This window comes from bacterium (assembly GCA_026708055.1).
Classification (GTDB): Bacteria; Actinomycetota; Acidimicrobiia; order Acidimicrobiales; family CATQHL01; genus VXNF01.
On record JAPOVS010000014.1, the window covers coordinates 20,215 to 31,240 of the forward strand.

Genomic DNA, 11,026 nt, shown 5'->3' on the forward strand with positions numbered 1-11,026 from the left:
CCGGGTCAATCCCTCCCCGGCCGGCGGATCCTCTCACTTTGATTCCTGATCTGCGCCCCCTGGCGGTCGGTGCTGCGCTGGTGGAGGCCGGTGCGGCGCCGCGGCGGGACCGCGGCGGGGTGCCGGAGGTGGTCCGGCTGGCCGGGGGCTACTCGTGGATCACCTTGCGGGTGCGCTGGGGAGCCGATCACGCCGTCATCGTGCGGGTGGCACCGGTGGGGGGGACGGTGGAGCCTTACGATCCGGCTGCGGAGGCCCGGCGACTGCGGGCTGTGGCCGGGGTGGTGCCGGCCCCGGAGGTGCTGGCGGTCCGCGATGTGCCGAATCCCATCGGGCGACCGTTTGGGGTACACTCGCTGGTGCCCGGCGAGGCCCAGCGGCGGCCGGCCGATCCGGCGCCGTACCGGGAGGCGCTGGCGACGGCGCTCGGAGCGCTGCACAGCCGGGGCGACCCGCGGGCTCTGGGCAATGTCGCCACCATCGGTGCCGCCTACGAGGCCGAGTTGGCCCGGCTGGCCGAGGCCTACCGGCGTTGCTGGCGGCACCTGGGGATCGACGTGGCGATGCGCTGGCTGGCACGCCATTGCCCAGAGAGCGAGGACCGGCCCGCTCTCTGTCACGGTGACTTCCGGCCGGCCAACGTGCTGTGGACCGCTCCCGGCGTCATCGGCGGCATCGTCGACTGGGAGCGGGCCTGGGTGGGCGATCCGCTGTGCGACGTGGCCTTCAGCATGCACCTCGGCGGTTGGGGGGCCATCGAGGGCGAGGCCGTCGCCCCGTACCGGGCTGCCGGCGGCGTCGAGATTGACACTCAGCGGCTGCGTTACGCGCTGCGATTCGAGCGCGTGCGGTCGTACCTGTCGGGCATGCAGGGCCTGGCTGCCCTGGAGGCGGGCCGGGCGGACGACCCGCGGTTGGCGGAGATCGGCGCCGCGGCGCAGGCGGGCGCCTGGGAACTCGTGGCCTGGCTCGAGCCCGACCTTCCGCCCCTGGGCGAAGTACTGGATCCGCCGGGGGCCTCGTACCCGGGCGGCGCCGATGAGCCCGGTCTGCCACGAGTCCAGTGGCGCGACATCTGAGGGTGGCACACCTGGCCTGAACTGCGAGACTGTGCAGCCGGCCGGAGCAGGCGGCCGGGAGGGATCACCATGAACCTGAGCGAGCGCGACGAGTACCTCCACCACCCGCCCGACGACTCCGGCCGGCTGTGGAGCGACAACTTCTGGTTCTCGGTCTGCGACCGTGAGGCCGACGTCTTCGGCATCAACCACATCCACGCCAGCCTCTCCCACGGCTACATCCGGGCCAGCGCCTGCTACGTCATCGACGGGGTGCCGCAGCAGTGGGCGTCCCGGCAGCCCCTCGGTGGCGACCCGGTCTTCGACACCCTCGGCGACGGCAGGGTGCGGTTCGAGGTCCTGGAGGCCTTCGGGCGCTACCGCTGGCAGTTCGACGGCCCCAAGTTCGGCTTCGACCTGAGCTACAGCGGCCGGTTCGACCCCTTCGACTACGACGACTGCCTCGGCGGCAACCCGCTGGCCACCTACGAGAACTACGGCGGCCACTACGAGCAGGCCCTCGACTGCGCCGGCAGCTTCGAGGCCCACGGCGGACCCCGCGCCGGCGAGCGCCGGCCGATCAGCTGCTGGGCGCACCGCGACCACTCCTGGACGCACCGCTTCGTACACGACTCCCCGTGGGTGCCCCGCCGGCGGCGCACCGCCGAGGCCGCCTGGGGCCATTTCTGGCCGTCGGTGCAGTTGCCGGGACGCCACCTCAACTCGTTCGGCTGGATGAGCCCCACCCAGCCGATCCCCGAGGGCCGAGCCCACAACGGAGGCTGGATCGCCGATGCCTCCGGCGCCCGCCCGATCCGCCACGCCACCTGCGTGCCCCGCATGGAGGACGACGAGCGCACCGCCATGGCCTTCACCATGACCTTCGAGATGCCCGACGGCGAGACGCTCACGGTGCTCACCGGACGAAAATGGGCGCAGACCCGCAACGGCCTGATGCGCGACGAGAACGACGCCGAGGTGCGCCTCGACTGCTACGAGCCGTTCTTCGACTTCGAGGTGGCCGAGACCGGCGAGCGGGGCTACGGCGTCGTGGAGTATTCGATCCACCCGCCGCATCCCCGGTTCCGGTTCTGATGCGCTCGGAGGCCCGGCCACTCGCCCGGCCGCCCCGGCGCGGCGTGCTGAGGATGCGCTGAGTGCGATTCGGCCTGCACCTGCCGCAACTCGGGCGCTCCGCCGGCCTCGACCACATCGTGCGCATCGCCCGGCAGGCCGAGGAACTGGGCTTCGACGACGTGTGGGTGGCCGACCACGTGGCCGTTCCGACGGCGCTGGCGGGCATGCCGTCGTTCTTCCCCGAGCCGGTGCCGCTGCTGTCGGCCGCCGCGGCGCACACCAACCGGGTCGGGCTCGGGACCAGCGTGCTGGTGCCCGCCTACCGCAACCCCATGCAGTTCGCCAAGCAATGGGCCACGCTGGACTGGCTGTCGGGCGGGCGCACCATCCTGGGCGTGGGCGCCGGCTGGCTGGACGAGGAGTTCGAGGCCTGCGGCGTGCCGATGCGACAGCGGGGGCAGCGCCTCGACGACTACATCGGCGGTTGGCGGGCCGCCTGGGGCGGCGCCGAGGAGTACGCCAGCGAGCACTTCAGCTTCCGCGACGTACGCGTCAAGCCGGCCCCGGCGGGACAGGTGCCCATCTGGATCGGGGGATCGTCGCCGGGCGCGCTGCGCCGCGCCGCTCGCTGCGAGGGCTGGATGGGCACGTGGGCGCCGCTGGAGGTCTTCACCGAGCGCCTCAGCGAGCTGCGGGCGCACGAGCAGGGTGCTGCCGGCGGCCGCCCGACCGTCGCCTCCATCCACATGGAGGTGCGCATCGGGTCGCCGCTGGACGGCGGTGGGCGCTGGAGCGAGGTGGGCGACGGCTACGGCGACCGGCCGGTGGCCACCGGTTCGATCCCCGAACTGGCCGAACTGCTGGCCGGCTACATCGAGGCGGGCCTGCAGCACGTGCTGTTCGTGCCGCTGGCGCGCAGCGAGACCGAATGGGCCGCGCACGTCGAAGCCCTCGTCGAGTTGAAGTCGCTGCTGGGCGCCGGGGATGATTCGGACGCTTGCGAACCGAGGAGGTAGGTCAATGGTCGATCTGACAGCGCCGTTCCATGTCGGTGTCGCCGTCTCGAATCTCACCGAGGCCATGGAGTTCTACTCCGCCGGTACGGGGCTCACATGGCACAGCCCGCAGTCGCTGGACGTCGAGCACCTCGTCGAGGGCAGGGTCGTCGAGACGAGCGTGCGCTTCACGTACTCCGTGCAGGGCCCGGTGCAGGTGGAGCTCGTGGAGGGGCCGATCGGCTCGTTCTGGGATCCCGGCACCGACGCGGGCACGTACCACATGGGCTACTGGACTGAGGATCTGCGGGGAGATCTCGGCACGCTCACCGGCGCCGGGTGGACCGTCCGCTTCACCGGTGCCGGCCCCGACGGCGGTCCCGCCGGCTTCGCCTACCTCATCGGTCCGGACCGCCAGCAGATCGAACTGGTGGACGTGATCGTGAAGGCCGCCTTCGACAACTGGTACGCCGACGGCGACTTCACCCTGTAGCGATCCCGCCGCCGTCGGCATCCCCGGCCTCGCATCGTCATTCCGGCGGAGGCCGGAATCCAGTGGGTAATGATCAGGCGGTCGTGAGGAGGTCGGCAACCTCGTCGGCGACTGCTGCGGCGTACTTACGGAGGTCGTCGTCGCCCACCGACGAGATGGGGTGGGGGACCGCGGCGGACGGGTAGCCGGGCGCCCCGACGGTCGGGGCGAAGCGGGCCGCCACGGCCACGAACGGCTCGGTGACCACGAGCGCGGTGGGCACGCCCCGGCTCTCGAGCAACACTGCGTCGTGCAGACTGCACGCCGTGCAGGCGCCTCAATCGCCGACGCCGGAGATCACCAAGTGCGAACGCGCCGCCAGCATGTCGGCGACGTCGGCGTCGATCGGCTTGCCGGCGGCCGGCTTGGAGTACACGTCCACGGTCGCCAACGGCAGGCGGCTGCGCAGCTCGTCGGCCACATGGCCCAGCAGCGTGCGGGCGTTGGGCTTGCCGTTCTCGATCAGCGTGAGGTGCAGCGCGTCGGCGGCGCCGCGTGTACGGCGGGGGGCGCGGGCGATGCTGCGTGCCTTGGGGACGTGGTCCGGTCGAACGACGGTGATGGTGGCCATCGAGTCGAGCCTACGGTACGTCTGAGAGGTGCTGCGACTCTCTTCAGCGGTCATTCCGGCGCAGGCCGGGATCCAGGGATCGAGGTCCGGCGCGTGCCGTCGGTGGCCACCGCAGGACTCGGCTGGTTCTGCGGCAGGCCCGCGCCCGGCACCGGCACCCGGCGCGTCACGGCGATGCTGTGCAGCGTCGGAGCCCACACCGGCAGGTACGCCGACCAGCCGGCGCCGTGGCCGCCGGAGGTCACCAGGAAGACGTCGTCGGCGCTGCGCACCGTCGGAAGCCTGCCGTCGGGTCCCGGTGTCATGTCGTGCTGGGTGTCGACCTCGAGGAACACGCCTGCCGCTTCGATCTCGGCAGGTGTGACCCGGCTGGCGTCGGCGAGGAACTCCCGGACACGGCTGCGCGTCCAGCCCGCCTTGACGAGCGCGGCGGTGTGCTCGGGCCCCAGCACCACCACCGCCTGGGCGCCCTTGCCGACGGGATAGGTGGCAGGGCAGCGCATGGCGGCCGCCATCGTGGTGAGGATGCCCTCCGGCGAGGGGTTGAGGTGGTTGGCCACCTGGCGCGGCCCCTCGGTGCCCAGGATCGTGACGGTGGAGTCCTCGAGGCCGTAACCCAACTCCACCCGCAGCGGCTCCCAGGGAGCGGTCGGCTCGTCCTCGGCGAGGCACAGCGTGAACTTGCCCGGGTGGCCGATGGAGGAGGCGTCCATCTCGCCGGTTCGGGCGCCGAAGACGTTGCGGGCCACGAGGCGCAGCGTGCGGCCCACGGCGGCGTTGGCGCGACTGCCCGGCCCGAGGGCGTTGTGGCGGGTGGCCATCTGCAACTCAGCGGTCACCGGCCCGCTCACGAGCAGGCAGAAGGCGGCCCCGCCGGTGCTGGTCATCACCGTGTGGGCGTTGAACGTCGGATCCAGCATGGCGCAGAGGGCCGCCACCACCAGCGGGAAGTGCCCGGGCGCGCAGCCGGCCATGACGGCGTTGGCGGCCGCCTGCTGGGCGTTGAGCGAGCGGCCCCGTGCCTCGATGGTGCCGAGCATGGTGTCGGGCGAGAGCCCCGCATGGTCCAGGAGCGCCCCCACACGCTCGGGCGTCGGCGCCACGACGGGCAGCCCGTCGGTCCAGCCCAGGCGATGGAACTCATCGAGGAAGTCGGCGTCATCGAAATCGATCGTGCGCAGACCGTCGGGCATGTCCGCACGGTACCGGTTCGCCCTCGCGCTCAGCTGTTCCTCGCGTCTCGGTGGCCCGTCAATTGCGTTTCTACCGCTCGTTTGGTAAGTATTGGGCGTGGTAGGCCCCGTTTCGAAGCAGATCTCCCTGGCTGAGGCCGCCGCTTCGGTGCCCGACGGCGCCACTGTCGCCCTCGGCGGGCTGTCCATGAACAGCGCCCCCATGGCGTTCGTGCGGGAGCTCGTGCGGGCTGGCAAGCGCGATCTCACGGTGGTGGCCATCGTGGCGGGCATGTGCGTGGACTGGCTTGTGGCTGCGGGTGCTGTGTCCCGGATTGTGGCCGGGCTCGTCAGCTTCGAGGGACTCGGCTTGGCCCCGCACTTCCGCCGCGGCGTCGAGAGCGGCAAGGTGACCATGGAGGAGTACTCCGAGCACCTGCTGATCTGCCGGCTGCAGGCGCAGGCCCGGCGCCTGCCGTTCGTGCCGACCGTGGCCGGGCTCGGCACCGACGTGCCGGCCCTCCATGGCGCCTCGGGGGCGCTGCGCATCGAGACTGACGCCGTGACCGGCCGCCCCTACGTGGCCTGCACGCCGCTGGCGGTGGACGTGGCGGCGGTGCACGTCCACGAGGCGGACGCGATCGGCAACGCCCGCGTCAACCCCAAGCTGATCTGGATGGACAGCGAGATCGTGAACGCCGCAGAGCGCACCATCGTCACCGCCGAGCGAATCGCCGGCACGGCCTCGTTCACCGCCGAGCCCCACCGCACCACCTATCCCCGCTTCATGGTCGACGCCGTCTGCGAGGCACCTCGCGGGGCCTTCCCCACGTCCTGCTTCCCCGAGTACGGCCACCACAGCGGGTTCTTCGAGGACTATCTGGCGGCGTGCGCCACACCGGAGGACTTCGCCGCGTTCTGGGAGCGTCGGATCGCGGGCCCCGAGACCTGGGAGGACTTCCTGGCGGCCAACGGAATGCCGGCCGCCGCCGACGGCGACGGGGCGGCGGCGTGAGCGGTACGTCGGACGAGACGGTGATCGTGCGTTCCCCGACAGGGGCAGGCACCATCGCGGCGGGCGCATCGTGAGCGGTGCACCTGCGGCCGTGCCGGGCTACGGCTGCACCATCGACGAGCTGATGGTGGTGACGTTCTCCCGTGCCATGGCCAACGACACCCGGGCGTTCAACGGTGCCGTCTCGTTCATCCCCGTCTGCGGCTACCGCCTGGCGCGGCGCACCCACGCCCCCGACCTGGTGTGGGCGGCCAGTTCGATCGCCGTGGACGCCGACCCGGCCGTCGTCGGCTCCTCGACACTCTCCGACGAGATCTGGGGCGGTGCCTCGATGCTCGCCAACTCGCCGTTCGACTTCTGGTCCCACGCCCAGGGCGCCCGCTACAACACCTTCGCCTTCCGGGGCGCCCAGATGGACGCCTGCGGCAACGTGAACAACAGCGTGATCGGCCCCTACGAGAGCCCCAAGGTGCGCCTGCCCGGCGGCGGGGGGATGGCCGACCTGGGCTGCATGATCCCCCGCATCTACCTGTGGAGCACCACGCACGACCCGCGCACGTTCGTGGAGCGGCTGGATTTCCGCTCGGGCATGGGCTGGGGCGACGGCGGCGACCATCGGGCCTCCCTCGGCATGCCCGGCGGCCCGCAGCTCTGCATCACCAACCTGTGCGTCTTCGACTTCGAGCCCGCCTCCAAGCGGATGCGGCTGGCCTCGCTGCATCCCGGCGTGAGCGTCGCCGACGTGCAGGCCGCCACCGGTTTCGAAGTGCTGCTGCCCGCGGGGGAGGTGCCCGCCACGGCCCGCCCCAGTGGCGAGGAGCTGCGCATCCTCCGCAGCGAGGTGGACCCCACCGGCGCCCGCCTGCGAGAATTCTGAGATGCCAGGGGGGCTGGCGCTGTGAAGATCCAAGGCTCGGTCGCGCTGGTCACGGGAGGCGCCTCGGGCCTCGGCGCGGGCGTGGCGCGGGGCCTGGCGGCGGCGGGCGGCAGGGTGGTGATTGCCGACCTGGCCTCCTCGGCGGGGGACCAGGTCGCCGCCGAGCTGGGCGACGGCGCCGCCTTCGTGGCTGTCGACGTCACCCGGCCCGACGACGTGGAGTCCGCCGTGGCGGCGGCGGCGGCCGTCTGGGGGCGGATCGATTTGCTGGTGAGCTGCGCCGGCATCAGCTCGGGCCAGCGGATGCTCAGCCGGAGCGGCGAAGTGCACACCCTGGAGCACTTCCGGGCGCACATCGAGGTGAACCTCATCGGGCTGTTCGACGTGCTGCGCCACGTGGTGGTGCACATGGCGGCCAACGAGCCGAACGCCGAGGGCGAGCGCGGCGTGATCGTCAACCTGGGGTCCATCGCCGGGATCGAGGGCCAGGTGGGGCAGATGTCCTACAGCGCCTCCAAGGGCGGGATCATCGGCCTGACGCTGCCGCTTGCCCGTGACCTGGGTAGCCGGGGCATCCGGGTGATGGCCATCTGCCCCGGCATCATGGACACGCCCATCCTGGCCTCGCTGAACGACGAGCAGATCGACGCCATCGTCGCCGGCAACGTCTTCCCCAAGCGCCTCGGCGCACCCGCCGACGTGGCCAACCTGGTGCGCCACATCATGGAGAACACCTACCTGAACGGCGAGGTCATCCGGCTAGACGCCGGCATGCGCCTGAACATCTCCTGAGCGTCGGAACGCCCTTCGTAGCGTGTCGAGCAGGCCGCGCGACCGGGTCGTGATCAGGCTGACCGCGACATCTCTAGCGGTCGGTGGAAGCTCCTTCGTCGCAGAGGGCCCGGGTAGCGAGCGTCTCATCGAGCACGCCGCGGTCGAAGCCCTGGCGGATGGAGTCGTTCACGGCCTGCTCGAAGCTGATGCCGCGCGTCGCCATCCGGTGGCGGATCATCTGCTCGGTGTCCAGAGCGAAGTCGACCGTCCTGCGCACACGTTCACGATAACAGCGGCCCCATGACGTTCTGAACATGGCGTTTGACATCATTTGAGTGACGTCGGTCACGCCGGCCGGTGGTCGGGTGCCGTGGGACGGCGCGCTCGAGAGAACCGCCGGTTCCCGCAATCTCGGCCATGCGGCATGCGTCGAGGAGGAACCGATCCCACGACACGGCGGAGGCGATCCGTCTCAGCGGGCGATGGCGGATCGCCGATTCGACACGCTGTGCTGCGGGGGTTACGTCGAACGTGACACCTACCGCGCGACTAGGTTGGATGGAGCGCTTTGACCCAGGGGGGAGTCATGAGATCGTCGAAACGACTGTTTGTGTATGCCGTCGCGCTCTTGGCGGTGTTCGCCTTGATTGCGGCGTCCTGCGGGGACGACGAGGCTGAGAGCACCCAGCCCGCAGCCCAACCGGCCCCCGAGCCGGCGCCGTCGCCGTCGCCGGATCCTGCGCCCGAGCCGCCGCCGCCCGAGCCGGCGCCGTCGCCGGATCCTGCGCCCGAGCCCCCGCCGCCCGAGCCGGCGCCGTCGCCGGATCCTGCGCCCGAGCCCCCGCCGTCGCCCGAGCCGGCGCCGGAGCCCCCGCCGCCCGACCCGATGGCAGAGTGCGTCGCCGACGCGGAGGCCGCGGTGGCGGCCGGCCAGCAGCCGATTCCCGTCCTGGGCCCGTCGAGGCCGCTGGACATGTCAGCGCTCGCCGGCAAGAGCATCTGGAACATCCTGATCTTCACCAACGAGTTCACCGGTGCGGTCACCGCCGGACTCGAGGAGGCGGCTGCCGAGGCCGGTATCGACGTCACGATCTTCGACGGTCAGGGTGATCCGAGCGAGTGGAATCTCGGCGTGGAGCAGGCCATCGCGCAGGGCGCCGACGCGATCATCCTGCAGGCCGTCGCCCCCGGCGCGGTGTCCGCACCGCTGGCGGACGCCGCCGATGCCGGCATCGCCGTGGTCGACATCTTCAACGGCAGCTTCGATCAGCCGCTCCCGCCGGGCGTGTTCGCCCACGTCGCGCCCGACTTCCGGGCGAGCGGCGAGCTGATGGCCAACTGGATGCTGGCCGACTCGGGCTGCGACGTGCGCGCCGCCATCTTCGGCATCCGCGCCCTGCCGCTGCACGACGACATGATGGTGGCGGCGCAGGCCAGGATCGAGGCGGCCTGCGACTGCAAGGCCGTGCTCGAGGACGTGGACCCGACCACGATCGGGAGTGACTTCGCTCCCAACGTCAGCGCCGTACTGGGACGCGAGGGCGACATCAACTACCTGTTCCCGGTCTGGGACGGGTTGATGCCGCTGGCCAAGACGGCCGCCGAGGGATTCGACGTCAAGTTCCTCGGCCACGACGGTGTCTCGTCGAACCTCGACGACATCCGCGCCGGCGGCCCGGGCGCGCAGTCGGCCACGGGAGCCTTCCCGCCGAACGAGTGGATCGGCTGGGCACTGCTCGACCAGGTCGGCCGGGCGCTGGCCGGTGAGGAGGCTCTCGACTGGGTCGTGCCGCACGCGGCGATCGACAGCAGCAACGTCGGCCCGAGCAACGATCAACTCGGACCGTACGCAGATTGGACGAATTACCGGGACGCCTTCCGCGAGGCCTGGGGTCTCAGCTAGGAGTATCGCCTCGGCCGGAGGGCCGGCGTGCTGACGCCGGCCAGCGAGGGTTCGCGCGTGCCATCTGAGGCCCGCGAGGCCGGCCCCGGCGACCGGGACCGGCCGTGGACCGACCTGCTGGCCCGCCACGGCGGGCGCTACGCGCTGGTCTTCGTGCTCGGCGCGTTCATTGCCACGTTCGCCATCTGGCTCCCCGACAAGTTCTGGACGGAGGCCAACTTCCGGGCGATGGTCAACTCGCAGGCCATCGTCCTGCTGCTGGCCCTCGCAGCGACGATCGTCCTGCGCACCGGGGACTTCGATCTCTCGATCGCCTCGGTGATGACGCTGACCGCGGCCACATCGGCGGTGATCGTCGAGGACGGGCGGTCACTGGGGCTCATCTTCGTCGTGGCGATCGCCGTCGGGATCGTCGTGGGGCTGATCAACGGGTTCCTGGTCGTCAAGGTCGGGGTCAGCTCGTTCATCACGACGCTGGGGATGATGACGGCCCTGACGGGAGTCGCCATCGCCGTCACGAACTCGCGCCAGATCTACAACCTGGAAGGGCCGATGCTCACCGTCGCCCGCTACAAGATCCTGGACTTCCCGCTGCGCACCTGGTACGGCTGGGCGCTCGTCGTCGTGCTCTGGTACGTCTACGAGCGGACGCCGGTCGGCCGCTACCTGCTCTTCATCGGCGGCGGCCGGGACGCCGCCCGCCTCGCCGGCCTGAACGTCGACGCCATCAGGATCGGCTCCTTCGTGGCCTCGTCGATCGTGGCAGCCCTGACCGGCATCGTGCTGGCCGGCTTCCTCGGCGGCATCGATCCCAACATCGGCCCGAGTTTCCTGCTGCAGCCGTTCGCCGCGGCATTCCTGGGGGCGACCGCGCTGCACATCGGCCGGTTCAATGCCGTCGGAACCATCATCGCCATCTACCTGCTGGTCGTCGGGATCACCGGGTTGACACTGCTGGGCGCCGAGCGCTGGGTCAACGAGGTCTTCAACGGCGGCGCGCTGGTGCTGGCGGTGATGTTCGCCCGCCTCGTGGGGCGCCGGAGGTAGCGGGC

The 11,026-nt window shown here is 71.3% G+C and carries 13 protein-coding genes; 9 read left to right on the plus strand and 4 right to left on the minus strand.

All coding sequences use genetic code 11. From position 1 onward, the window contains the following. Positions 1-38 precede the first annotated feature (38 nt). From OXG55_01070 to OXG55_01085, 4 genes are all read left to right on the plus strand, one after another. Positions 39-1,079, plus strand: a complete 1,041-nt coding sequence (locus tag OXG55_01070) for a phosphotransferase family protein (protein ID MCY4101846.1) — start codon at positions 39-41, stop codon at positions 1,077-1,079. Positions 1,080-1,148: 69 nt separating this feature from the next. Beyond that, positions 1,149-2,153 (plus strand): hypothetical protein, encoded by a 1,005-nt coding sequence (locus OXG55_01075; protein MCY4101847.1) that lies wholly within the window; start codon positions 1,149-1,151, stop codon positions 2,151-2,153. Positions 2,154-2,215: 62 nt separating this feature from the next. Next, on the plus strand, positions 2,216-3,151 hold the full coding sequence (locus tag OXG55_01080; protein ID MCY4101848.1) for an LLM class flavin-dependent oxidoreductase: 936 nt from the start codon (positions 2,216-2,218) through the stop codon (positions 3,149-3,151). Positions 3,152-3,155: 4 nt separating this feature from the next. Beyond that, positions 3,156-3,623, plus strand: a complete 468-nt coding sequence (locus tag OXG55_01085) for a VOC family protein (protein ID MCY4101849.1) — start codon at positions 3,156-3,158, stop codon at positions 3,621-3,623. 73 nt (positions 3,624-3,696) lie between these two features. Here OXG55_01085 and OXG55_01090 read toward each other — a convergent pair whose 3' ends face one another. The 3 genes from OXG55_01090 to OXG55_01100 are packed head-to-tail and all read right to left on the minus strand — an operon-like array spanning position 3,697 to position 5,426. Then, positions 3,697-3,885 (minus strand): hypothetical protein, encoded by a 189-nt coding sequence (locus OXG55_01090; protein ID MCY4101850.1) that lies wholly within the window; start codon positions 3,883-3,885, stop codon positions 3,697-3,699. A 54-nt stretch (positions 3,886-3,939) separates the two neighbouring features. Continuing rightward, positions 3,940-4,233, minus strand: a complete 294-nt coding sequence (locus OXG55_01095; GenBank protein ID MCY4101851.1) for a hypothetical protein — start codon at positions 4,231-4,233, stop codon at positions 3,940-3,942. Positions 4,234-4,283: 50 nt separating this feature from the next. Continuing rightward, entirely contained in the window at positions 4,284-5,426 is a 1,143-nt protein-coding gene (locus OXG55_01100; protein MCY4101852.1) for a hypothetical protein, read from the minus strand. A gap of 97 nt (positions 5,427-5,523) precedes the next feature. Between OXG55_01100 and OXG55_01105 the strand changes: the two genes are divergently transcribed. The 3 genes from OXG55_01105 to OXG55_01115 all read left to right on the plus strand — a co-directional run bounded on the left by OXG55_01105 (position 5,524) and on the right by OXG55_01115 (position 8,089). Further along, positions 5,524-6,420, plus strand: coding sequence for a hypothetical protein (locus OXG55_01105; GenBank protein MCY4101853.1), 897 nt, complete (start codon positions 5,524-5,526; stop codon positions 6,418-6,420). Between the two features lie 70 nt (positions 6,421-6,490). Then, entirely contained in the window at positions 6,491-7,297 is an 807-nt protein-coding gene (locus OXG55_01110; protein ID MCY4101854.1) for a 3-oxoacid CoA-transferase, read from the plus strand. Between the two features lie 21 nt (positions 7,298-7,318). Beyond that, positions 7,319-8,089 carry an SDR family NAD(P)-dependent oxidoreductase gene (locus tag OXG55_01115; protein MCY4101855.1) on the plus strand — a complete coding sequence of 257 codons (771 nt, stop codon included), beginning with the start codon at positions 7,319-7,321 and terminating at the stop codon, positions 8,087-8,089. 73 nt (positions 8,090-8,162) lie between these two features. On the opposite strand, the gene OXG55_01120 is transcribed toward OXG55_01115, so the two are convergent. Further along, positions 8,163-8,348 (minus strand): hypothetical protein, encoded by a 186-nt coding sequence (locus tag OXG55_01120; GenBank protein MCY4101856.1) that lies wholly within the window; start codon positions 8,346-8,348, stop codon positions 8,163-8,165. A gap of 309 nt (positions 8,349-8,657) precedes the next feature. Here OXG55_01120 and OXG55_01125 point away from each other — a divergent pair, with 309 nt between their 5' ends. Together OXG55_01125 and OXG55_01130 are read left to right on the plus strand one after the other, a co-directional pair. Then, a complete protein-coding gene (locus tag OXG55_01125; GenBank protein ID MCY4101857.1) occupies positions 8,658-9,974 on the plus strand; it encodes a substrate-binding domain-containing protein in 1,317 nt (438 codons plus the stop codon). Between the two features lie 57 nt (positions 9,975-10,031). Then, positions 10,032-11,021, plus strand: coding sequence for an ABC transporter permease (locus OXG55_01130; protein ID MCY4101858.1), 990 nt, complete (start codon positions 10,032-10,034; stop codon positions 11,019-11,021). The last annotated feature ends 5 nt before the right edge of the window (positions 11,022-11,026 follow it).

What these genes read in the sequence shown, in the direction of transcription:
- OXG55_01125 (MCY4101857.1), top strand. Translation starts at nt 8,658, where the DNA reads ATGAGATCGTCGAAACGACTGTTTGTGTATGCCGTCGCGCTCTTGGCG.
- OXG55_01075 (MCY4101847.1), top strand. Translation starts at nt 1,149, where the DNA reads ATGAACCTGAGCGAGCGCGACGAGTACCTCCACCACCCGCCCGACGAC.
- OXG55_01100 (MCY4101852.1), bottom strand. Translation starts at nt 5,426, where the DNA reads ATGCCCGACGGTCTGCGCACGATCGATTTCGATGACGCCGACTTCCTC.
- OXG55_01085 (MCY4101849.1), top strand. Translation starts at nt 3,156, where the DNA reads ATGGTCGATCTGACAGCGCCGTTCCATGTCGGTGTCGCCGTCTCGAAT.
- OXG55_01095 (MCY4101851.1), bottom strand. Translation starts at nt 4,233, where the DNA reads ATGGCCACCATCACCGTCGTTCGACCGGACCACGTCCCCAAGGCACGC.